Here is a 24,436-nt window from a genome sequence, read left to right as displayed (position 1 = left end):
ATCAACCTCCAATGGCGGTAACAGGATCGACTTTTAAGATGGTGCGAATGGGAATGATCGAGCCGAGAAAACCGGTGAGCAGAATACCGATGACGATGGCGGCATTAAGTTGAGGCGAGAAGATCATCGGGACCCCCATTGGCATGAACTGCGCCGTGATGGCCGTCAACGCGCCACCTAAAGCCAGACCTAATGTGACCAAAATCAAGGCTTGGGCAATTGTCGTGATGACCAGCGTCCGGGATGGCACACCCTGCGCCCGCAGCGCTGCGTAGTTTGGCAGTTTTTGCATCGTCAAAATGTAGAGGAACACGGCGATGACAATCAGCGAAATCACAAACAGGAAGCCGATCATAAAGGTAAAGGTGCTATTTTGGGCCGAGTAGCCAGGCAGTTTCTGGATAAAAGTATTTGCTGAGTAGGTCTTCAGGTCGCTGGTGTTGACTTTGAAGTTATTCGACTTGGAAACAATGCCGCTAGCCGTGAAGGTGTTTGGCAGATTATGCAAGGTGCGCCAAGCATTCATCGTGCCGTATACAACCGGTGCAACGCTCATTTTGGCATTCTCGGTAAAGCCGACAATCGTATAACGCTTGCCTTTCGTGCTCAGCTTAACCTTGTCGCCAAGCGCATAGCCTTTATCTTTGAACTCCATATCCACCACAATCTGATGGTCGCTCTTAGCTCGATGGCCGCTGACCAACTTCATGTCCTTGCCAATGTACTGATCCCAGTCGAGCCCGATCATGGTCGAGCGAATTTCGTCATGCTTGCTGCTGGTCGCGACTACGCCGATTGTTCCGACGTAAGCCTGCGACTTGCCCAAGTTGAGATCCTTGGTTTGCTGCGACGTCAGGAGTGACTGGCTTAAATTGATGTCCGAATCTTTTGCCAACACCACCCGCGACGTGTCCCATGAGTTAATCGCCTGGGTGTTCTGTTGCGATAACCCGTTGGCCAGTGCGCTGAGAATGAACACTAGGTAGGTGACCAACAGCATCATCGCGACGATCAAGCCGTAGCGTAATTTTTCATGCCAGATTTCTTTTAATGATAGATACATTGACTCACGACTCCTTCACGTGCAGCTGTAAAAGAGCTGCTTTCAAGTTTTTCAAAATTAAATCCGCCTGCTCCGGATTGGCTAGCGCTTGCGAAATCGCGCTGTGGCACAATGTTGTGACCGCCCACTCCGTCGCATTGGCAGCAATCGGCGGTTCGCCAACCGACACCATGCCGCTATTCTTGGTAAAATGCAGCCGGATAAAATCGCGATCCTGGCTTTCATCAGCTTCCTGCAGAAAAGCAACCGTAGCGGCATAAGGATCACGCCGCATTTCCGGCCCGGCGATCCCCGTGTGTAAGCGGCCGATCACTTCTTTAAAAGCGTATTGATACGCATCCTTCAAATCGCTGAAGTACTTATAAAACGCGCCGCGAGCGATGTCGGCCTGCTTGACGATCCGCGCGACCTGCGCCTGCGCCAATGGATACTTGGAAAATTCAGTTACCAGCGCAGCTAAAATGCGTTGTTGTTTATTTTCATCTAAATGTTCAAACGTTGATAAAACCATCGTTATCCTCCTTGGTGACGCCGTGTCACTTCTTAACATCCTGTAGTCTACACGGAAGGTGACACCGTGTCAACACCTTGAGAAAAGATTTTTTCATGAATGTTTTCAGCAACCCGATTCAGTCTACAAAAACTTGCAGTTAAGGCATTCTGTTCACGCTAGTTTACGCCCAAACAAAAACAATCATTGTTTAGCTATGTACGCCAAATCAACGATTGTTCTTTTCGCCCGTAACTAATTCAACCGCAACTGATCGCCAGGATGAATCACACTGTAGATAGTTTTGCCATTCAAGGCGGCCAGGTTGTCCATATTCATGCCGTATCGATGCGCGATCGCCCACCAGCTTTCGCCTGCCTGAACGCTATGATACCGGACGGTGGGCGCTCGAACCACGCCACCGTTGAGCTCACCTGAAAGTCGGGTCGTGTAGTGGCCGAAGAAATCATAACTCATGTCGACGCCTAGCCCATGAAAATTGTTGGTGAACTGCCACGTGCCCACATTGTCGATCCCCGGCTGATCAACGCCATAACTCGCGATCCATAAATTCTTGGGAATCAACGCCACCCGATCAAAACGGCCGGTTTTCATCCAGTTGGCCATCGTATAGAGATCTGTGTGAGGATACCCCAGCGACTTGACCGTTCGAATGAACACATTCGTCAAGCCGGTCAGGTCACCGGTTAATTCCGGTGCTTCCACATCGGCTGCCATCACACTTTGCGTTGATAAACCAAGTGTCCGCGCCGCCAAGCCGAAAAACCGGCCTTCCGCAACCGCCTCGGCACTATTGCGATAATGCGCATAATGATACGCATGCACCTGCATCCCCACCTTGCGCCCCGCCGCTAATTGGGCGGCCGCCTTCGGATTCTGGTAAGTCGTGCCTTCTGTCAGCTTCACCACCACCGCCTTGACGCCAAAATCGGCCAACTTACGAAACCAACTCTCCGAATCCGGCTGCCAACTGCTGACATCTGCCATTAAAATCGCCATCTTTTCCCTCCTATCTCTCGTGCTTGCCTTCAAGCTTGACCATAAAAGTGCCCATATTCGTGATCAGCGTATCGAGTCGCCGTTCAATTCGCGTGAGTAAAATCACGGCAATGACAACACCAACTGCTTGGTCCAAAACATACGTTAATAATTCTTTATCCATTTAAAAATTCCTCCAATTCGAGTTGCCGATATTTCGCCTGTATTTGCTTGCGCACTTTTAAAACCCGTTGCCGACTGATCTGTAACTGTCTCGCAATGCCGGTATCAGCCAGCCCAGCTAGCCGCAGTTGCAAAACCTTGCGTTCGACCGGTGTCAAAGTGGCTTCAAGTTGCCGCAACTGCAGCTTCAATTCCACGGACTGCTCCAAGCTAACGGGTGCCGTTGCCACGGTGGTCGTCTGCAACACCGCCGCATTCGTTGGTGCTTCTTCCAGCTCCCGGCGATGTCGAACTTTTTGCAGCCGTTGCATCAACGTGAGGAAAACGAACCGCCACGCCAGCTTGTTAAACTTGGTAATCGCGGCCTCATCCGTCAACGGATCGCGATACCGGTTGAAATAGTTGAGATACACCAACATTCCCTCATCGCGCCAATCCTGAAAATCACTATGATGCGGGCGAATGCCCAACTTCGCTAATGCCCCGTAAACCACGGCTTGGTGCTCAAGAAACAACGAAAATCCTTTCTGTGCTACTGCCATCCTTCATCCAATCCGGCGCCTCATGTCTTTCGATATCGATAGGCGTAGTTTAACGGATGATGAAGGGGGTTGTCTGATCGCAATGAAGTGGCGTTAAGGTTGGTTTAATAAGGCTTGGCACTGATAGTTGGAGTTGGTTATTTGAAAAAGATTGTTGCGACGGCATTTTGCTGGAATGTATTGCGCAGAAAATTTTTGTTCAATTGTTTGTGGGAACAGCTACGTTGAAATTTTAGACAAGAAAAAACGCATCTAGGGAGTTGCCCCAGACACGCCTGTTCTCGTAAAACATGCAGCCAACTTGGCTTATTTTAATATGGCTACATTCCGTCTTTACCCGCAGAAAATCGGCCAGTACGCGGCGATCTGTTTTGAGCTCATCTGTACTAATATTTGCCAGATCAAAATGATGAGCCTTGTTCAATCAATCTTCCGCGGACTCAACTCACCGCTCGAAATTGCCTTCCGAAAAGCCGAGGGCGACATGCTTCGCGCCTTCATAAACGCCTTTGCGAATTGCGGATAGCTGGTAAACCCGACTTTAATCGCAATATCGCCGATCGCATCGTTGGTATTGCGCAACAACTCGATTGCCTGATTAATCCGCAGCTGCATCAAATAACTTTTCGGCGAAACGCCGAGATTGCTCATGAAAATGCGATAAAGATAAGTACGCTCGACTTTAACACGCGCTGCCACGTCATCAATTCTCAGTGTGTTGTCCGCATACTCATTCTTAAGAATCTCGACGGCTTGCAATACATACTGCTGAGTAGGAAGCACGCCCAAGCGCGTTTCCTGCTGATAATCCTCAACCAAGGCACTCACAATTTCATAGAATTTCCCTAAAGCGCCATACAAATGGTCACCACTAAAATAGTCGTAAGCCTCGCCAAATAAGCGATCCATTTGATGAACATCTTGATGCCTATAAACAAAATTGCTCTTTCCCAAACCTGCAGCTTTAAAAACGGCCTCAGCGCCTGACCCGCGAACGCCGATCCACCGATAACTCCACGGGTTGCCAATCAAGGGATAATAGTTGTTATCCGTAAAAGGCGGGATCAAAAAGCCCTGCCCGCGTGACAACTGGTGAATTTCGTTGTTAATAAAGAACAGCCCTTCGCCTTGAAGAATAAAATGCAGCAAGTAGTAATCCAGCTGTTCATACTGATAAGGCGCCCGCGGATGAACGTCCTCATACCCCACTTCAAAAACCGACAGTTCCGGACACACAAACTGATCCGTTCGCAGCCACTTGTTTTCCTTAAACATAATTCGAACCCATTTCTTTCTATAGCGCTTACATGACCATAGCTTAACACTTAGAACCAGATTTAGCGCTCTGTTCCGTTATATTTTTAAGGCAAAAAAATAACCAGTGTGAACCTTTTACGGATCGCAATGGTTATTTGTTGTTAAGGGCGGTGATTGAAAGCTGTTTGGGATGAGGTTTTTCCGGTGCCGTAAATGTTGTGGTGGAGCATGTAATAGACACTTGAAGACCAGCTAAAATTCATGGAATTGAGTCCATTTCCGTTTAACGGATTGTAATTTTCACGAATAGGGCCGGTGCCATTCAATCCCTGTGCATGATCGAAAAGTTTGTCAGTCAGCGTCAAAGCATCCTTGGTATAACCATAATTTTGCAGTCCTTCAACACCAAACATCGCCTGGTCCAGCCAAACCGGTCCACGCCAATATTTCGTCGCGGTAAATTTCTTGTTATCGCGCGAGGTAGTTGGCAAAGGCATGTAAGTATTGAACATCTTTTTGTTCATCATGACCTTTTCAACACCTTTTGCATGACTTGTTGTGGCTAAGTTAGCCCAAAGTGGAATCCAGCCTTCAGTTCCCTTGCCGCGATTGCTCAGCAACATAGACTGCTTCCCATTCACCTGGCGATCGTAATAGAATCCGGTCTTTTGATCATAAAAATCTTGGTTGATGACCTTTTTGAGGTTTGTTGCCTCAGTCGTATATTTGGTCACATCATCTTGTTTCTCCAAGACTTTTGCCATCAAGGTTAGGTAGCCTTTCTCTGCATATAAGTATGCGTTAAGATCGACCGATTCCTGATTAATGGAATATCCGACCACCTTGCCATCGCTATTCTTATTTTCCCGAATTTTAACGCCTTTGTCCGCCTTGCCAATACCCTTGGCATCAAAACGAACGGCATTATCCATTCCGGATTCCCACGCCGAAGCCAGAATAATCGCCTTAGTATCTGGCTTCTTCTTGCCTTTAACTTTCTTAAAATGTAGTGGATCAACTGTTGCGCCGTATTCAGCCAAACCATTCTTGTTGAAATCACGATTTGTGTACCACCAATTATGATAAGCAACGAGCTTCGGATACATCTCTGCAAGAAATTGCTTGTCATGGTTCTGTTGATATACCTGCCACACTGCCCATGCAGCTAATGGCGGCTTAGAATTGCGTTCGTTCCAATTAATGCCGTCACCGCCACGCTCTTTGTTCTTGTTGTAGAAAATGGCGTCAGGAATCATCCCGCTATCTTGAGGACGCACTTTATCACTGGTTTGAATCTGATAATCAAACAAAGCGCGAATCGTATTTTCCGCCAAGGTTGGATCAATTTCAGCCACGGCAGAAGCTTCTTTCCAAGAGTCCCAAGCCCATAAGCCCACAAACCACTGATCGGACATCGATGGAACAATTCCGTCATGCTTTAAGGCTCCTGCAGGACTCATCCAGTTATTGATCAACGTCTCGACGCTTTTAATGGCGACCCGATCGCGTTTCTCTTTCTTCTTCACATTCTTTTGGTCAGAAGAAACAGCTTTGTTGATGTAATTGTTCCAACGGGCTGCATTTTTTTCAAAATACTGTTTTGCATTGGTGAAGTAATCTTGATAGTTCGCTGTTTCCTTTGCTTGTTCTGCTGTATTAAAGACATAGGACTCTACCGTATATAAATCAGTTGTCCCTTTTGCAGCTAAACTGATCGAGTCTTTCATACTACTTTTGTACTGATTGCCAGTAATTGTCGTTGTGACTGGTCGACTGTATGCCACAGTCACCTTGTTTTGATCGGTCGTCATGTAATAATTGTCATTACGAACTTTCTGGAAAGCAACTTGTACGCCGTCATTCGTCGCTACCAAATGCTGTTTTAAGGAGATATCCTTTTCCCCAGCACGTAATTTATTGATGATGTCCCCCGTCCAAGCGCATTTGAGATCTAACGGTTGCTCGGTTCTATTCTTCAACGTTGTTTGGATGAGCGCCGTCCGATTTGAAGTAAAAATCAAATTTAAAGTCACTTCAAGATCCTTAAACGTGTAAATCTGATTTAACCGTCCGGGATACGATGTGAATGTTGCCTTGGCATTTTTAAAACTGTATTTTTTACCAGTCTTGCGGTTAACCAAGTTGAGCTGCGAAAGCTGATGCGACAGATTCACCGGATATTCTTCGGCAATAATCATTGGGCCAGGAAAACCTCCCAAGGTCGAGGCAACCCGCTTGATTGGCTGATAATAGCCATGCCAAGCTCCTAAGTCTGAAAAATGTGAATACTTGTTAGTCGAAACGTCTTTATTTGCGGAATAAATATGTTTAGTTGGATTCCCTCCAACATTTAGCAGATTCGGATAATCGTTGATGGTATCTGCATGTACGGCTTTTCCATGAGTTAACATGATGCCGCAGAAACATAAAATGAGACTCGCACAGCCAACAACCACGTACTTAATCAGCTTCTTCATTTTTTCCTCCAGTGGTTATTCTGATAAATCTCTTTAACCTTACCCTCGTAAAACTCGGAACCTTTTGAAATTGCGTTTATTTAAGTGACATATTCCAAAATAGCTTCAAAATACTAGCGCTGTTCCCGGCGGCGTGTTAAATCAATCTGGTCAAGTGGAATCAGTTTTGTCTTATTTTTAACTTTGTAATAAACAAACAAACCGATAAATAGTGGAAGCGACATATAGGAAATCAAGAGCCGCCGCCAAGCAAAACTAGTCAGCGAGCCAATATCCTGACCAACGATCACAATCAAGCTCATCACCAGCGCAAGCACTGGACCGACCGGGAACCATTTAGCGTGATAGGCCAACTCATCCAGTGAATGACCCTGCTTGATGAATGCCCTACGGAAACGAAGATGCGAGATCGCAATCCCCAGCCACGCCAGAAATCCAGTCAATCCTGATGCTGCCACTAATAATTGATACACACCCGGGCCCATGATGCTTGTCAAAAAAGTCATACCGCCAACCAGTGTGGTCAAAAGCAACGCAGCAATTGGTACGCCACGACGATTCGTCTTTTGAAAAATGCGCGGTGCAAACCCTGAGCCTGCCATCGCCCATAGCATGCGAGTCGAAGCATACATCCCCGAGTTGGCCGAAGACAACACCGACGTTAGAATCACAGCGTTCATAATACTGGCTGCTCCCGCCATCCCAATTCGGTTAAAAACCAATGTGAATGGGGAAATGGCCACGTCGTTGACCGAGGAACCAAGCAAATTGGGACTGGTATATGGGATGATCGCTGCGATGATGGCAATCGACAAAATGTAGAACAATAGGATACGCCAGAAAACCTGTTTGATTGCCTTGGGAATACTGGTTTCCGGAGTCTCACTTTCTCCCGCTGTAATACCAATCAGTTCCGTACCTTGAAAGGAAAAGCCTGCTACCACAAATACCGAGAGCGTTGCGGGCAAGCCTCCGACAAAGGGTGCTGCGCCGGTTGTATAATTCCCCAAACCAACCGCACCATCACTGCCCATAATACCAACAATGGTCAAAACACCAACACCCAAGAAAACAATCACGGTTACAACTTTGACCAAAGATAGCCAGTACTCGGTCTCCGCAAACGACTTTGCAGAAACAAAATTGATGACAAAAATCAGCGCAAGGAAGCCAACCGAGATGACCCACCCCGGTAAATCAGGCAACCAAAAATGCATCACTATTGCCGTTGTGGAAACGTCCACTGCTAAGGTAATCGCCCAATTGAGCCAATAATTCCATCCCAGCGCAAACCCCAAAGCCGGATCAACAAACCGACTGGCATATTCGGAAAACGATCCCGAAACCGGCGAATAAGTGGCCATCTCACCAAGACTGGTCATCAAGAAAAAGACCATCAAGCCAATCGCAATATACGCAACGATTGCTCCGCCCGGCCCAGCAGTAGCGATTGCACTCCCGCTAGCAACAAACAGACCGGTGCCAATGCTGCCGCCTAACGCAATCATAGAAAGATGGCGTGTCTTTAACACGCGTTTAACCTGTGTCGATGCGATCATCTGTGCCAATGTTCGACCCCTTTTATCTTCCTCAAAAGCAGCTCAACGCACCAACATGCCCTCGGTAATTACCGCGACCATGTCCATTTTTTTAAATTGAAAATCAACTTAATGGGATACTGGTTCAGCCTTTGCCAGCCGTTCGCGTTTTTCATAGCGATCCCAATATATCCATGCGACACCCATGAAAATGACCACACCAAGTACGTTGTATAGTAACGTGCCGATCGGGCTAGCAGTTCCTTTTGGTAAATGACCTGCCAGTTCCTCAGCAATCAGATGCGGGTCAGGCACAGTGGACATAAAGAAGACGAACAGGAAAACGCATAGCAGGAAAATCCCTGCAATCAACCCGACTGTTCGATTACCAAAGCGAAAGTCGCGCGGCATATCGTCTTTCTTCCATCGCAACATGATATAAGCAATCAACAGGAACAAGACTGGCAGTAAGGAAGTTGCGGCGGTCATGTTGATCAGGGTTTCCAAGAAGCTATCCAGATTACCAATGCCAAGCGCTGGCACGATCATCAGCAGCGTTACAACAAAGCCTTGCACGATCAGCGCATTCGTTGGATTACCTTCCTGATTGGTTTTGACCATCCATTTACCGAAGACACCTTCAGGAATTTCGGAGAAGAAGACTTTAACCGGCGCTGCTGTCCATAGGGCTAGAGATCCCAAACTCCCAATAAAGAGAATTAATCCAACGAGCCGGACCATCACATTACCAGGAATGTTAAAATGCGTGCCTAAAATCTTGAAAATATCAAAGATCCCATTGGAGAAGTTGCCGGCCAAAACCGACTTTGGAACAACGAAACCAACCGCGATAGCACCGAGAACATACATTAAGCCCACAATAAGGGTCGAAATAATCATGGTGCGTACAAAGGTCTTGTTGCCGCCTTTCGTATCCTTGATATAAACACCGATACTTTCGCCACCACCAACGGCCTGCAAAATCCACGCCATGGTCATGAAGAATGTCCAGTTAAACGTCGGGGTGATTGCCTTCATACTGAAGTCTTGAGCAGGCTTTTCGCCCATCCCCATGACGACCACAAAGGCAAGGACAACAAAGATCACGCCCATCAGTAATCGCGCAGTTCCGGCAAAATTGGTGACAGTCGAAATCCACGAGACCCCCTTAATACAAACCCACGTGGCTAACCAGAACAAAACAATTGACAGAATTGAGATAATTTTCGTCCCCATAGCCCCGCCAAAAACGTTATGGCCTAGCAACGCATATGAGCCATAAATCAGGGTGTTAGGCAACAATGAAACAAAGAAAAACAAATTGACGAAGAAATACGACCATGCTCCCAGGAAAGCGAACTTACTACCCAGTACGCTTTCCAGCCAACTATGCACCCCTGACTCTTTATCAGAGTTAGCCGAAGCAAATTCAGCAATCATCAAAATGAACGGCAAGAAGTAGAAAAGGCTGCCAAAAATATAACCGGGAATTGTTGCAAGGCCAATTTGAATGCTGTTGTTGACGATGCTCGGAAAAGCAAACACCGCCGAGAAAGTCATCAACATTAAAGCAGCCGAACCTAAACGCTGCCGTGATTTATCTTCTGACATTGGAAAACACTTCCTTTCTTTATGACGTTTTCACTAATTCGCCTTGAAGTTAAAACCAAGCTCAAAATCATCAAACTTGCAGCGATAACGCTTAAGTTGATCCTGGCCACAAGAATTCGTCCCTAAACCGTTTTGCCGGAAATCCAAATACAGGTTCAGCCTATCTGACTGTTTAAGATCAATCGTGTGCTTCGCAGCCTCCAGCGTTTCATCAGCATAGTTAGACACACTGAAGTTCAGTGGTTTTGTCATCGTCAACGTCAGATGATGTTGGCCATCTGTGAGTGCAAGTCGATCTGTATCCATATGATTGCCATTTTCCTGCGGCTTCACATAGTTCACAAACAAATCGTCAACGCTACTCGTGAAGTGACTATAATATGCTGCTTGGTGTGAGTCGCGATAGTTTTCCGTAGGACCCAGGCCATCATAGGAGACTTGTTGATAAGCTTTCGGCAAGGTCATTTTGACCCCGATTCGTGGCAGCATCTCCGGAGCCATATCGCGTTTGCCACTCGCCTTGCCTACGACATCAAGGTCAAAACTGCCATCTTGATGAATGGTATATTGTTGCTGGATCATGTAATACCAACCGCTATTGGTCGTACCCACTTGCTTGGTTAAGCTAACAACATAATTGCCATTTGTTTGGGGCTGCAAATGAACTTCGCGGGTACTCTCATGCCAAAGATTCAGGAAATATTTGTTGTAATAGTCATCCAGCAAATACATGTCGTTGTCGATTGGCGCACGCCAGAAGTTCATCTTAATCCCGTCGCGAATTAGGTCGCTTCCAGCATGACTCAGACTGAAAGTTCCCTTGATTTTATCGAACCGGTATTCGTAATCCCCGCCCGTCACCGTGATCGTGGTGTTATCTTCGGTTGCCTGTAACGCGGTCGTCTGTTGATGAGCCACTTGAAATTTTGGCCGTTGCAGATTGATGACTGATTGTGACAATACCGTGCCGGCATCAGCCCAAGCGGTTGCTTCCTTGAGTTCAGTGAGTAAATGCAGGTTATAAATGGTTTCAGCGTTAAACTTTGGCAATTGAATACCTAATTTAACCGTTTTAGCAGTTCCCGGCTGAATAGTCGGTAAATCAAGTTTGCCTTTTGCGACCGTCTGACCGTCAGCTTCCAGCTCATAAGCAAAGCTGAATTGATCCGAACTCAGAAAATCAAGCCGGTTCGTAATCGTTATGGTCTGCGTTGCTAAGTCACGCACCGCTATCTGGAAAGGTTCAAACGTCTTTTTAACTTCAGTCAATGCTGTCGATGGGTTCCCATCCGGGCGAATCAAGCCGTCAATACAGAAGTTGCCGTTGTTAGGTTGATCACCAAAATCACCACCATATCGGTAATAGGTCTGATCACCTTCCTTAGTCGCAACGCCTTGATCAAACCATTCCCAGATAAAACCACCTTGCAACTGCTTATGACCGTAGAAAAGATCTTGATATTCCTTCAGATTACCAGGCCCGTTACCCATTGAATGGGCATATTCGCATAAGATGTGCGGCTTTTGAGTTTTCTGAAGAACATCCGCCATCGTCATCTTGGTATCATGTTCAAGCCAAGTGTACATAGTCGAATAAACATCACTGACCTCAACCTCGAAATCGCCTTCGTAATGAACTAGACGCGTTGGATCTTCGGCTTTACAGTAAGCTGCCATTGCCCGGAAGTTATCCCCAAAAGCAGACTCGTTGCCAAGTGACCACATGATGATCGATGTATGATTCTTATCGCGCTGTAGCGTACGGCTCATCCGATCCACGTATGCCGTCTTCCAGCGCGGATCATCAGTAATCCAGTCATAGCGCTCGGTCAATTCAAATCCGTGGCATTCAAGATCAGTCTCATCAATGACATACATGCCTAATTCGTCACACAGGTCATAAAAGTACGGTGCTTTTGGATAATGTGACGTACGGATCGCGTTGATATTGTGACGCTTCATCAAAATAATATTCTTTTTGAAATCAGCTTCAGACATGACCCGCCCCTTAGTAGCGCTGTAATCATGCATGTTGACGCCCTTAAACTTAATTGCTTGCCCATTGACTAAAAAAGTTTTGCCATTCAACTCAATCTGGCGAAAACCAACCCGTTGTCGTACTACCTCAAGCGGCTGATCGTCCTGCAAAACCGTCATGGTTAAATCGTATAGATGCGGTGCTTCAGCGGACCACGCTTGAATGTTGTCAATAGTCGCATCCAAAGAAACATCAGCGGGTAGCGTTTGATCTACCAACGTTGCACCGTCTTTAGTTAACTCATAGTGAATTTCTGACGAGACACTACCCGTCAAAGTCGGTGTGACCACCAGTTCGCCAGTACGACACGCATTTGATAGGTAGGTGCGAATACGAACATCATAAAGTCCATTTTGTGGGCGCGAATAAAGGCTCACGTCGCGAAATAGCCCACTTAACCACCACATATCCTGGTCTTCAAGATACGTACCATCCGACCATTGAACGACTTCAACCGTGATCGTGTTGGTTCCTTGTTTCAACGCTTGCGTAACGTCAAACTCGCTTGGCAACCGGGCGCCTTTGCTATATCCAATAAACTTGCCATTGAGATATAGCTTAAAAGCAGAATCGACGCCATTAAAGCCAATGATATATTGTTCATTTGCTGCCACTTCATCTACCGTAAAGGTTCGCCGATACAGTCCCGTCGGATTTTCCCGTGGCACAAAAGGCGGGTCAATCGGAAAGTTATACCAGAGATCGGAATAATGCATTTTCCCATAACCTTGCAACTGCCAGTTACTTGGCACAGGAATCTGATCCCAGTCATGATCATCAAAGTCGCTCGCCATAAAATCTGCAGGCGCATATTCCGGCGCGTCTAAGAATTTAAACTGCCATGTGCCATTTAGTAATTGGTAATGCCGCGGTTGTTTGTACTCACCTGGAAAGAAAGTTTCGAAATGGCTTCGTGGCGCCATTCGATTAATGTCGGTTAATTCAGGTTGCTCCCATAGTTTTGCTGTTGTCATCGTGCTCCTCCTCATCAATGTGCTGCCTAGCAATAAAACCGGTCTTATACGCGTATTTTTTAAGCATGCTGGCTTTGTTTGCGCTTTCATAATACGAGCAAATCATCTGGTAAAGAGCTATGTTTGTTGCTAAAAAATGTCATTATGTTGTTTTTTCGAACTTTGAATTCACAAAAAAGTTTGGTCCAATTGTATTTTTCTATTTTCGAAAACGCATAATAGTGACATTTGATATACTTTTTGGACGATGTTAATTCGCGCAACATTAGAACATATTTTGGGTGCAATATATCAACAACATATTTAATGAAAGCGGCGATTAATTCCCATTGCCGACAGAACCTTGCTGGAATTAATCGCCGCTATTTTAATGTACTTTGTTTCAATTAAACGAATTTGCAATACAGTCGTTCCGCCTGTCAACTATCTAACAATCGAGTAAACCAGATTGCGGAAATATTTATACGCGTTTGTGTAATATCCATTTCTCACATACACGTTACGATTGAAAAAAAGTGTTAGATTCGAAAAATCTCAACCCATTCATTGCTAGGCAAACTACAAACTAAATCTCAATGAGCATAGACTGAATGTCGTAAAAGCATCGGCTTCATTTTTACTATTTTATGGGTGTTGGCACTGCCTTAATTATTTGAACATGGATATCTTTATCACTTCTCAAAAAGCGATTAAAAGTAGACTTTTGAACGAAACCTGTTTTCGCCTCTACAGCATTTGCCATCCCAGCTGCCATTGCGGCCCTAATAACATCTATATTACTTTTCCCATATGCCAAGGCTGATAAAATTCCGCCAATCATCGCATCTCCAGAGCCTTCAGGATTGACAGCCAGTTGCGATGAAATTTTAATTTTATAATACCTAGGAGTTTCTATGCCTACTTTTGCCACACCTCCATGCGCACCCATTGAAACCAGCACGTTTGGAATGTTTTTAAAAATAGGGTTCATTAGTGCGGAAAGTACGGCATTTTTTTCTTCCACAACGTCAGTAGCCAGTAACTCACTAAGTTCTTCATTATTGGGCTTAATATAGTCTGGCAAATCTTTTCCCATAAGGACTGATTTCAAAGCTGCACCGGAGGTATCCAGAACAATCTTTGCCCGAGGATTTTTTTCCCGCACAGCACGTATCACTTGAGAATAAAAATTTCCTGGAAGATTGGGAGCCAGGGAACCATTAATTGACACACCATTTAGGTTCGTTAAAGACGATATTTGTTCAAGAAGCTGATTGGCTTCTTCAGTCGAAATCTGTTGTCCAACTTCGTTGAGTTCTGTCTTCTGTCCCTTACCATCAATGATGGTATAGCAAAAGCGAGTCTTCCCAGGAACCTGGATCATCTTATTAGCAACGCCGTATTCCTGTAAATCTTGGATAATACCAGCTGAATTATCTCTGCCGACGAAGCCCATAGCAGCAACATTCTCTTTATTCCCAGTTAAGATTGAAGCTACTCTCCCAGCATTAATACCCTTACCACCTATAACTTGGTAGTGACTAACTTCTCGGTTAGTCTGACCAAGCTTAAAGAAATTAGTCTGATAAACAACATCAATTGATGGATTAGTTGTTATTGTCAATAGCATTGCTATCCGCCTTTCCTACAAGCACACCAGTTATTTCTCGGTAGTGTTTTAAATCAGATTGTGAAATCCTTGAATCAGTGATAAGACCTGTAAACTCTTCTAATTGGGCAAAGCTAAAGGAATCGCCTCGTCCGAACTTAGTGTGATCAGCAACAACGTACATTTTTTTGCTCCGTTTCATGGCCGCTTTTTGTATGTTTCCTTCATCAAAGTTGGCCGTAGTAACCTGATCGTCAAAGACCCCATTTGTACTAATAAATGCTAAGTCAAAAATAAAGTTGCTGAGCGTTTGTTCAGCAATGCTTCCTACAAATTCATTTGTTATTTTGTGATAGAAGCCACCGGTAAGAAACACATTGATATCTTTATTAACCAAGTACCGAAAAATTAAGTCTGAGTTCGTAATATACTTAACATCATCCTTTTTTGGTAGAAAGTCAGCGGCGGCATAAATTGTCGTGCCCGCTCCCAGAAAAATTGTTGCTTTGGGATGAATCAACGAACCTATTACTCTTCCAATTTCAATCTTGGACTCACGCTGAACCTGCGTCTTTTCCTTAGTTGATTTTTCATTAATTAACGAAGCTCCTCCATAAACCCGATTAATAAGCTTTTCTTGAGCCATTTCATTTAAGTCTCTTCGAATTGTCATCGAAGCCACGTTCATGCTCTTGGCTATCTCGGTGGTCGTTAGTGATTTACCTTCAGCGGAATTCAGTAATGCCAATATGGCACTTTGGCGTTGCGCCTTCATCATGATGTTAATGCATCTCCTGTCCAAGTTAATCGATGTTCACATCATAACTTGTATTCCGGAAATGTTCAAGTATGTTCGACTGGTGTAATGCCAAGATTACCTTAAGAATTTGAAGATCTGCGTCTTGTTTATGTTATAAGGCCAAATTTCTGTTCTTAAAAAATTAGTTTAAATTTGTTGACAACAAAACAGAAACCGCTTACTATACGAAGTGAAACAAAGTTGATCATTTTTTACAAGATCGAACATTTTGAAAGGAGCATACAAATTGTACGAATCAATGTTTTCAAAGGAACTGATTGATCTTAACAACCCATCAACTTCCTCACGTGAATTGTTCGACTCGGTTGCTTCAGTCGCACATGATAAGGGATATGCACGCAAGGACTACGGGAAGGGGTTAATAGACCGTGAGGCTAAATTTCCAACAGGCCTTATGTTTCCAAGTTTAAAAATTGCATTACCCCACGTAGATCCTGAATTTGTTTTGAAGCCATTTATCTATGTTGTAAAAACCAATACCCCAATTGGCTGGAAACAGATGGGCGATATGAAACCCATGTCCACAAATAATTTTCTGTTTTTGGGAATTAAGGAACCTTCTAAGCAGGTTGGTTTACTTGCCCAAATAATGTCTGCTTTTAAAGACCAAGAATTCGTCAAGGAATTCTTGAAAACCACTGATGAAACCAAGATGTACCATTTACTGTCAGAACAATTCACAAAAATAAGTGTCAACTAGGAGGAAATAATTATGAAAACCATTCTCGTATGTTGTGGCTCTGGCGTAGCGACTAGTCCACAAGTAGCAAACAAAATTAACGATTTCTTGGAAGAGCAAGGTTTAGATGGGTTAGCACATGCTGAGCCCCATCCGGTAGAAACCGCGAAATCCAGAATCGACTCCAATCCGGATATCATTGCTTATGTTGGCATTGCGCCTGCCGATGATGATCTTCGAGAAACAATCGAAGCAAATCATGTGACAGAAGTAGTTGGAGTTCCGTGGTTGACAGGTATGGGTGAGGATGAAGCCAATGAAAAAATAAAGCAAGCAGTCCTAGGATCAACTCAGCATAATTAGTTTTCGAAATTTGGAGGAAAAGTTATGAATTGGAATAATATTGTTCAAGCAATCCTATCTCCTGGTCCTCAAGTTGTCGTTTCGGCTCTGATCATGGTCTTAGGATTTGCATTTGGCATGAAAGCCTCAAAAGCCATACTTTCCGGATTATATCTTGGTGTTGGCTTTGTTGGCATGACAATGGCAATTAACGCACTGGTTGCTGCAGTTAGCCCTGCTGCTAAAGCTTTAGCTACAAATACTGGCATTAACCTGCCAACTGTTGACTTTGGTTGGACAGGTGCAGCAGCGATCACCTGGGCTTGGCCGTTAGCATTCATCTTTTTCGCGGTCGAGATTGGTGTCAACTTAGTCATGTTACTGACAAAAACAACAGATGTTATCAATGCAGATATGTGGAATATCTGGGGTGTTGCACTAACTGGCTATATGGTGTACTCAACTACTTCAAATTATGTTTGGGCGTTTATTGCTGGTGCCATTCAAGTTGTTGTCATGCTGAAGCTTGGTGACATGTGGTCCGAAGAAATCCATGACATGCTTGGATACCCAGGTGTTACTACAACCCACATTGAAGCTTTCACGGCAGTTCTCATGGCGCCAGTCAACAAGTTAATGGATTACATTCCTGTCTTTAATCGTCGCTGGGACGCGAAGGCTCTGAAGAAAAAGATTGGGATTATTTCGGAACCAGTTGTTATGGGTTTCATTATCGGTTTAATCCTTGCATTAGCAGGACGTTACTCGATAGGTAAAGCTTTGAATCTTGCAGTTACAACTGGAGCAATCATGGCAATCTTCCCAGTCATGGCCAAATTCTTCATGGATTCATTAACCCCATTTGGCACGACTATGAGTAACTTTATGAAAAAACGATTTAAAAATCGTGAATTCGTTATCGGACTTGACTGGCCTATTTTAGGTCAAAGTACGGAGCTCTGGGTCACAATGGTTATCCTAATCCCCATCAGTATTCTATATGCTGCCGTTTTACCAGGCAATACAATCCTACCATTTGCGGGCGTCATCAATTATTGTTTAGGCGTTGGTGGCTTGTTGTTAACTGGAGGAAACCTACTGCGTATGGTTGTCCTTGGGATTATTTATGAGCCATTATTCCTCTACGGAGGTACGTTCTTTGCTAATGAGTTCACCGCATTGGCAAAATCGACTCAAGCAATTAACGTTCCAAAGGGTTCAACAGTCTCATGGAGCTCGATTGAAGCACCTGATCTTCGGTTCTTAATGGCACAGGGATTCAAAGGCAATTGGTTAGCGCTATTGGGACTAGCATTGTTGATGGCCCTCTTCTGGATCGTCTACCGTTCGTTTAAAAAGAATCCTAATCCAGCAAAAAAATATACTGATAGTGCAAGTAAAGCCGCTGCCCCCATCACCGCAAAAGAATAAAGGTCTGATAACATGCTTGAGAAAAAAAGAAAAGTCATGAAAATGTTTTGGACGCTTGCAAGCTTTGTTGCATTTGGAATCTTTGTTATAGCTATTACAACAAAGATCTACTGGTTAAATGTTTTCGTCATCATCCTCGGGCTCTTAATCAAGAATAAAGGATACACAACTCTTTTTTCAGAGAACGAGAAAAGAAGAGCAGATATTAAGGCTGATTTAATCAAATCACATGTCATTAAACAAGCGAATCATACAAAAAAGGAGATTAATTTATAATGAATAATTTTAATACACCGAAGGGACGAATTGTATTTGAACATGAGCGTGAAGATTTGGCTAAAGTAGTACAGGTCGTAATGGAACGTGATGATACCAATATTGCAGGTGGCAACATCTCTTTTAAAGTGACTGACAACAATACTGGCAAAGAATACATTATCATGACGCCAACGATGATGTCTGAAGCATATCTTGGACACCTAACACCAGAACAAATTTTAGTTGTTGAACCACACACACGAAAAATCATTGCAGGTGAAGGAAATTTGACTCGTGAAATCAATATGCACGAGGCAGTTTATGATGCTAACCCTGACATCCGCTGTGTCTTTCACTCACACGCAAAAAATGCTATGTTTTGGGCGACAAGTGGTTTAAATATGCCTAACATCACCGAAGCAACTCAGAAGGTTGGCTTTATCGAAACTCTGCCGTTCGAGCCAAATTGCTCAGAACCTCTAGCAGAGCTTGTCGCACAAAACATTGCAAAAATTGGCGACAAGGCCATCCCCCACATGTATCTTCTGAACAGTCACGGTGTTCTTATCACGACTGGAGGCAAAGGAGTCGATGGCTTGACGGCATTGCACTCTGCATTAGCAATTGTAGATACCGTTGAGTGGAATGCTGATATTGCTTTCAAGCAAACCCTTATGCAAAAACTTGGTTTACTGGACGGTTATTACTCAAAGGGTACCAAAATTGGCACGCTTGAAGACATGGAAGAAGGCAAACCAATTTACAACCGGGCAAAAGCGGCTGTCAGTGGCGATTAATTAGAATAACTTCTGCTGCCGTTTAATTCTATGAAGTTAACAAACATCTAACTCAGAAATCAATAGGCGCTCAATTCCTCCACATACAGGATGTTGAGTGCCTTTTGTATACCCCATCTGATCCAGATTGCCGCTTCCTTTTAGCACGGAGCTGCATAAAAATAAAAAAGTTCAGTGCTCATCAAAAAATGACCGCCGAACTTTCTTGAACTATGAAAATAAGCTGCTACTTCCTAATTCATCCCCGAAACGGATTATAAAACCGCCCGCCATTAACATGAAACAGCACCAAGCCAACCAAAATAATCACCACAACACCCACCAGCACTAGCCAGTCAGGCGTCCGCAACGGTTGATCCATATACCACGTCCGCCGTTTACCAGTGCCGAAGCGGCGGAGTTCCATGGCTTGGCTGATTTGATCAATCCGATCGAGACTGGTGAAGATGAGCGGCATCAGGATCTGGCCCATGCCTTTTAAGCGTTGGAACAGCTTGGCTTTGCGTGACAGCTCGTAGCCGCGGGCCTGTTGGGCTAAGCTGATTTGCCGGAAGTTGGCTTGCACGTCGGGAATATAGCGCAAGGCCAGCGCGACGGAATAACTGATGCGATACGAAACGTGCAACTTGTTGAGGCTGGCCGCGAATTCGCTGGGATTGGTCGTGATCAAGAAGATCAAGGCAAGCGGCACGGTCACGATGTATTTCAACGCGAGGTTGAGTTCGTAGAATAATTGCTCTTGTGTGATCGTGAAGTAGCCGGCGTGGAGCAAAACATGCTTGCTGCCATACAGACCGACGCCATACTGCGGCGAGAAGACGAACACCAGCAACAGATTCACCACGGCAAAAATCGTAATGATCTTCACGACCAAGCTAATTTGATGCCAGCGAATTTTGGCTTGGGCAAACAAAATAATCGACGCCAGCATCACGGTACACACGAAACGCGTATCATAGCTGGCCATGACAATCACCGAGATGCCAAGAAACGCCAACATTTTGGTAGCACCGGTCAGGCGATGCAGCCAAGTATCTTGAGGGTCGTATCCAAAAAGTGAATTCATTGGCGGACCCTCCGTTCTTGATCAATGACTGCCTGGGTAAATGCCAGTGGATCGAGGTCCAGGCGTTTGGCTAAGCGGTATAGGCTTGGCTGTGCCAGTGACGCATGTTCAATGACAGCCGGATTCGTCAAAACGGTGGCCGGTGTGGCATCCATCAAGACGCCGCCATCCCCAAGGACAATCGCCCGCTGTGCATATTCCAGCATCAGATGCATGTCATGGGTAATCAACATCATCGTAATGCCTTGGGCGTTCAGCTTGGTCAAAAAGCGCATCATGTCGGTAAAATGCCGCCAATCCTGACCGGCAGTCGGCTCATCAAGAATCATCAAGGCCGGTTCAAGCACCAGAATCGCCGCAATGGTGACTCGTTTTTTCTGGCCGTAACTCAGTGCATTAATCGGCCACGAACGGAACGGGTACAGCCCGCAAACCTTGAGCGCCGTCAACACGGCATCTTTGACGCGGGCCTCATCCCAGCCACGCAACCGCGGTCCAAGGGCAACTTCATCAAAAATCAGGTGTTTACTGATCATCTGATTCGGATCCTGCAGAATATAGCCGATTTTATCTGCCCGTTCCTTCACCGACCAATCGGCCAGATCTTCGCCGTCCAACGTGATCTGTCCAGCATTAGGAGTCAAAAATCCCGCAATCAAATGACTCAGCGTTGACTTGCCAACGCCATTTCGCCCAACCAGCGCCACCATTTCACCGTGATGCAGGGTCAGGTTAAGATCGGTGAAAATCTGACGGCCTCTTGGATACGCAAACTGTAGTGCATCAACTGTTAAAAGTGGTGCTTGCGGCTTCTCTGCGACCACAGTTGGCGCGTCTTCGGTGAAAGTTGCAAGCTTCGCGCCGAGTTCCGGCGCATCGAACGTTTCGAGATCCGCTAGATGGGACGCCTGCTTCAAATCGATGCCCGCAAATTCAGCCGCTTCCAGATACAACGGTTCCCGCAAGCCGATTTTCTGCAGCAACTGTCCGCGCAACAAATTCTCCGGCGTATCATCCGCCAGAATGCGGCCATCTGCCATCACCACCAACCGATCAACCGGCCGGCGCAAAACGTCTTCCAGCCGGTGTTCAATGATAACCTCCGTGACATGATAGGCCTGATGCAACTCGTCAATCAACGCCACCGATGCTTCGCCTGTTGCTGGATCAAGACTCGCCAAAGGTTCGTCAAACAGCAACACGTCGCCTTCATCAATTAAAACGCCAGCCATCGCCACCCGCTGCTTTTGGCCACCAGAAAGCGATTGCGGCGCCTGCGCCAGTAAATCGCCAATTTTCAAACGATCGGCCCATTTTTTGACGCGGGTATGCATCTCGCTGGGAGCAACCGCGCTATTTTCCAACGCAAACGCAATGTCCTCGCCTGCCGTTAATGCGACAAACTGAGCGTCAGGATCCTGCAAAACGGTTCCGACATTCACCGACAAGGCGGCCAGGCTTTGATCCTGCACCACCACACCGTTGACTTTGACGGTACCGCTCAATTTCCCGGGAAATGCATGCGGGATCAGGCCATTAATCAAGTTGCCTAGGGTCGATTTTCCTGATCCCGAGGGCCCGACAATCAACACCTTTTCGCCGGGCTGGATGGTCAAGTTGACATCGTGCAAGGTCGGCTCAGCTTGACTGTCGTACTGAAACGTCACATGTTCAAGTTGAATTGCTGGTACCGTCATATCAGGACTCTTTCTTCAGACTGCCAGAACGTGTCCGGGTTGCAGCATAAGCCACCAACAAAATCGTGCCAATCACACCGGTCGCAATACTGTTCGAAATCGCCGAAACAATCCCCTGAACATAAACCTTATTCGCCGGCTCACTGTAAATGATGATATCCAGCGTCGGCGCAATCAGACTCCAACTAACCACATTGGTAATCACTTGCAGAACATTAAACGCAACAATCTTTTTCATGCCAAAATTGCCTGCTTCAATGTTGAATCGTTTCCAGAACAGACCGATCACCATACCAACCAATCCGGTCGTAAACACCCAAGTCCACCAAGGCTGGCCGTACTGGGTAAAGTCATTTAAGGCATGCCCCAAAAAGCCGATAAAGAAGCCTGCGACCGGTCCAAAAAGCGTGGCAATGAAGCCAAGAAAACCATAGGAAATGTCAATGTTCGTGTTCGCAATGCCTGTTGGAATAACTGCAAATCTTTTTAAAATAAATAAAATAGCCGTACCAATACCAATTGCGACAACTGTCCGAACACTCAAAGCTTTGTGATCTCGCATACCGAATCCCCCTATAAGAATGAACGTTATCTTTTCACGGATGAACCATCATGACCTGTCCATCGACGCATCAGGCCACTTTTCACATGACCCATACGACGTGTCAATTATACCGAAAGCCGCTTCACAGTGATATGCCAATCGACACCGGTGCCTATGTGATACAGCTTCGAGAATGAATCCTGGTTAATCGCCACACCCAGATTCAGCAAGGAGTTCACATACACCAGCGGCTCACCAACCCGCACAGCGGCAAATGTCCGCGTAAACGGCATCTGGTTTTGGTAACGCATCTGATCCCGATAATAAATCGACACCTGCACCAGCTCGCCCGGCTCAACCCCAAGCTTCTTAAACGTATCCAGCGGAATGTTCGTCCACAACGAGCCAAAACGAATATCCAAAATGTCAATTGTTCCGGCAATCTGGTTATCACCTTCCGTCACTTCGCCCAGCGGCAACATCACCACATCATCAGGCGAAATCGGCTGACCAAGATCCTCAAAAGAAATCTGGCCACTCGCCAACTTAGCGCCATTATAAGCGTAAACGTCCCGGCCGTGGAACGTATGACTCTCCTGACTCCCAGGCAACGCATGCGATGCTTCATCAATCACGCTCACACGCTTCAAACCCACAAACTTCGCCAGATGCGTCAACGTCCCGTTATCCGGTGTGATAATAAAATGATGATCAGCCGTCTCCGCGATAATACTCCGCCGATCACTGCCAACACCCGGATCAACCACCGACACAAAAACCGTTCCTTCAGGCCAATACTTCGTCGTCTGATACAGCCGATAAGACGCCGCAAAAATATCATACGGTGGAATCTCATGCGTCAAATCATGAATCGACAAGTCACCATCCACCCCATAAGCGACACCATACATCGCCGCAACGGCACCATCAACCAAGCCAAAATCCGTCTGTAACACTAACTTCGCCATTTTCTGTCCCCCTATGCACCGGTATGCCCGCAGATAAGTTGCGAGCATACCGACGCGCGTCTATTTGTTCAGCTTTTTCTAGATGATCCAGTCCTGTGAGTGCGTTATCGTGCCACTGTTACACACAAAGGCTGAATCTGTATTAGCTGAATGTAATCTGAGTTTATCGGAGAAACGTTCGGGTGTAAAGGTGGAATGGGGAGAAATTGAACATCCGCTTGTTGTACATAAATGCAAAACCCATTTTAACCTTCGTTTTGAATGTCGGTCGTTAACCTCCCCAGCCTTTTTGAAGCTTTGACGCGCGTTTACTTCAATCCAGACTCAGTGCATTTTCTTAAGCATAAAGAATTTTGTCTTGCGAAAGTCGTAAAAGATTTTGGAAAACGCAAATAATTTTCCCGAACTTAAATATGAGTCATCGCGGACAACAAGACTGGGACTGCCATCTGGGACATTAAAAAATCGCGCTGGCAGCCCAGATATCATCTCGCACTCAATGACAGAATCAATAAACCCCACTTTTAACCCAGGCTTTTGATTGATAAACGCAAATAGAGATCCCTTAAGCGCCCGATCAGGAATTTCTCCTACAATGGATTTTAAGTAGTAGGAATGCTCCACCAAAAAAGGTTCATCATCTAACTTTCGCTGCCGAATCACCGAAATCAGTTCGGTTGCTTTATCCAACGTCTGGTTCTCGGGAATAAAGTCTGCTTTTGCCAGCGGGACGACCTCTTGACTAATATGTGTCGTCTTGATGATTTTTCCTTGCCTCGCCATCTCTTCGGTCAATCCAACGTTATTTTGAAGAGAAATTGCGCCTTCTACGTGATGCGGACGTGCAAAGGTACCACTCCCATGGGCCTGATAAATATAGCCAAGATTAGCCAGATTCTTTAAAGCCTGTCGTAGTGTGTATCGTGTCACATGATATTGATTCATTAACTCGGGTTCAGTTGGAAGCTGGCCTTCTGCATCCTGAATCACACCTTGCTGAATATCTTTTAGAAGCTGATTCACAAGCTCCTTTGTGTCGTAGTTTTTTTCTCGCTGTGACAACTTTTTTCTCTC

At 45.5% G+C, this 24,436-nt stretch carries 21 protein-coding genes; 4 read left to right on the top strand and 17 right to left on the bottom strand.

Translation table 11 applies throughout. The features are described from left to right. Position 1 precedes the first annotated feature (1 nt). The 12 genes from LACSTY_RS02035 to LACSTY_RS01980 form a co-directional block, all read right to left on the bottom strand. A complete protein-coding gene (locus LACSTY_RS02035; RefSeq protein WP_087911527.1) occupies positions 2-1,063 on the bottom strand; it encodes an ABC transporter permease in 1,062 nt (353 codons plus the stop codon). A 4-nt stretch (positions 1,064-1,067) separates the two neighbouring features. Next, positions 1,068-1,574, bottom strand: coding sequence for a TetR/AcrR family transcriptional regulator (locus tag LACSTY_RS02030; protein ID WP_087911526.1), 507 nt, complete (start codon positions 1,572-1,574; stop codon positions 1,068-1,070). A 234-nt stretch (positions 1,575-1,808) separates the two neighbouring features. Next, on the bottom strand, positions 1,809-2,573 hold the full coding sequence (locus LACSTY_RS02025) for a GH25 family lysozyme (RefSeq protein ID WP_087911525.1): 765 nt from the start codon (positions 2,571-2,573) through the stop codon (positions 1,809-1,811). A gap of 10 nt (positions 2,574-2,583) precedes the next feature. Continuing rightward, positions 2,584-2,736 carry a YvrJ family protein gene (locus tag LACSTY_RS02020; RefSeq protein WP_010492908.1) on the bottom strand — a complete coding sequence of 51 codons (153 nt, stop codon included), beginning with the start codon at positions 2,734-2,736 and terminating at the stop codon, positions 2,584-2,586. Next, positions 2,729-3,277, bottom strand: coding sequence for a sigma-70 RNA polymerase sigma factor region 4 domain-containing protein (locus LACSTY_RS02015; RefSeq protein WP_087911524.1), 549 nt, complete (start codon positions 3,275-3,277; stop codon positions 2,729-2,731). The genes LACSTY_RS02020 and LACSTY_RS02015 overlap by 8 nt, the downstream gene beginning before the upstream one ends. A gap of 420 nt (positions 3,278-3,697) precedes the next feature. Continuing rightward, positions 3,698-4,552 carry an AraC family transcriptional regulator gene (locus LACSTY_RS02010; protein ID WP_087911522.1) on the bottom strand — a complete coding sequence of 285 codons (855 nt, stop codon included), beginning with the start codon at positions 4,550-4,552 and terminating at the stop codon, positions 3,698-3,700. A gap of 143 nt (positions 4,553-4,695) precedes the next feature. After that, positions 4,696-7,011: an MGH1-like glycoside hydrolase domain-containing protein gene (locus LACSTY_RS02005; protein WP_087911521.1), complete on the bottom strand. Its 2,316-nt coding sequence runs from the start codon at positions 7,009-7,011 to the stop codon at positions 4,696-4,698. 113 nt (positions 7,012-7,124) lie between these two features. Then, a complete protein-coding gene (locus tag LACSTY_RS02000; protein WP_087911520.1) occupies positions 7,125-8,579 on the bottom strand; it encodes an amino acid permease in 1,455 nt (484 codons plus the stop codon). 99 nt (positions 8,580-8,678) lie between these two features. Next, positions 8,679-10,160 carry an amino acid permease gene (locus LACSTY_RS01995; protein WP_049170725.1) on the bottom strand — a complete coding sequence of 494 codons (1,482 nt, stop codon included), beginning with the start codon at positions 10,158-10,160 and terminating at the stop codon, positions 8,679-8,681. Between the two features lie 33 nt (positions 10,161-10,193). After that, positions 10,194-13,172 (bottom strand): beta-galactosidase subunit alpha, encoded by a 2,979-nt coding sequence (ebgA, locus tag LACSTY_RS01990; RefSeq protein ID WP_087911519.1) that lies wholly within the window; start codon positions 13,170-13,172, stop codon positions 10,194-10,196. Between the two features lie 619 nt (positions 13,173-13,791). Then, the gene (locus LACSTY_RS01985; protein WP_087911518.1) at positions 13,792-14,781 is read right to left on the bottom strand and encodes a 1-phosphofructokinase; all 990 of its coding nucleotides are present in this window, start codon (positions 14,779-14,781) and stop codon (positions 13,792-13,794) included. Beyond that, positions 14,759-15,538, bottom strand: a complete 780-nt coding sequence (locus LACSTY_RS01980; RefSeq protein WP_049170717.1) for a DeoR/GlpR family DNA-binding transcription regulator — start codon at positions 15,536-15,538, stop codon at positions 14,759-14,761. The genes LACSTY_RS01985 and LACSTY_RS01980 overlap by 23 nt, the downstream gene beginning before the upstream one ends. A gap of 268 nt (positions 15,539-15,806) precedes the next feature. Here LACSTY_RS01980 and LACSTY_RS01975 point away from each other — a divergent pair, with 268 nt between their 5' ends. The 4 genes from LACSTY_RS01975 (at position 15,807) to LACSTY_RS01960 (ending at position 19,087) form a co-directional block, all read left to right on the top strand. After that, a complete protein-coding gene (locus tag LACSTY_RS01975; protein WP_087911517.1) occupies positions 15,807-16,280 on the top strand; it encodes a PTS sugar transporter subunit IIA in 474 nt (157 codons plus the stop codon). 12 nt (positions 16,281-16,292) lie between these two features. Further along, a complete protein-coding gene (locus LACSTY_RS01970; protein ID WP_049170713.1) occupies positions 16,293-16,622 on the top strand; it encodes a PTS sugar transporter subunit IIB in 330 nt (109 codons plus the stop codon). A gap of 24 nt (positions 16,623-16,646) precedes the next feature. Next, complete coding sequence (locus LACSTY_RS01965; RefSeq protein WP_087911516.1) at positions 16,647-18,032, top strand: PTS galactitol transporter subunit IIC; 1,386 nt, start codon at positions 16,647-16,649, stop codon at positions 18,030-18,032. A gap of 275 nt (positions 18,033-18,307) precedes the next feature. Next, on the top strand, positions 18,308-19,087 hold the full coding sequence (locus LACSTY_RS01960) for a class II aldolase/adducin family protein (protein ID WP_049170705.1): 780 nt from the start codon (positions 18,308-18,310) through the stop codon (positions 19,085-19,087). A 238-nt stretch (positions 19,088-19,325) separates the two neighbouring features. Here LACSTY_RS01960 and LACSTY_RS01955 read toward each other — a convergent pair whose 3' ends face one another. The 5 genes from LACSTY_RS01955 to LACSTY_RS01935 form a co-directional block, all read right to left on the bottom strand. After that, complete coding sequence (locus LACSTY_RS01955) at positions 19,326-20,153, bottom strand: energy-coupling factor transporter transmembrane component T family protein (RefSeq protein ID WP_087911514.1); 828 nt, start codon at positions 20,151-20,153, stop codon at positions 19,326-19,328. Then, positions 20,150-21,850 carry an ABC transporter ATP-binding protein gene (locus LACSTY_RS01950; protein ID WP_087911513.1) on the bottom strand — a complete coding sequence of 567 codons (1,701 nt, stop codon included), beginning with the start codon at positions 21,848-21,850 and terminating at the stop codon, positions 20,150-20,152. Before LACSTY_RS01950 ends, LACSTY_RS01955 begins: the two co-directional genes overlap by 4 nt. 1 nt (position 21,851) lies before the next feature. Then, positions 21,852-22,412: an ECF-type riboflavin transporter substrate-binding protein gene (locus LACSTY_RS01945; protein WP_087911512.1), complete on the bottom strand. Its 561-nt coding sequence runs from the start codon at positions 22,410-22,412 to the stop codon at positions 21,852-21,854. Between the two features lie 107 nt (positions 22,413-22,519). Continuing rightward, positions 22,520-23,362 carry an SAM hydrolase/SAM-dependent halogenase family protein gene (locus tag LACSTY_RS01940; protein ID WP_087911511.1) on the bottom strand — a complete coding sequence of 281 codons (843 nt, stop codon included), beginning with the start codon at positions 23,360-23,362 and terminating at the stop codon, positions 22,520-22,522. Between the two features lie 324 nt (positions 23,363-23,686). Then, positions 23,687-24,424, bottom strand: coding sequence for a GntR family transcriptional regulator (locus LACSTY_RS01935; RefSeq protein ID WP_087911510.1), 738 nt, complete (start codon positions 24,422-24,424; stop codon positions 23,687-23,689). Between the last annotated feature and the right edge of the window lie 12 nt (positions 24,425-24,436).

It is taken from the genome of Lacticaseibacillus styriensis (assembly GCF_030770295.1).
Taxonomy (GTDB): Bacteria; Bacillota; Bacilli; order Lactobacillales; family Lactobacillaceae; genus Lacticaseibacillus; species Lacticaseibacillus casei.
Note: the sequence above shows the minus strand (reverse complement) of the source record. Positions and strands in the feature narration are given on the sequence as shown.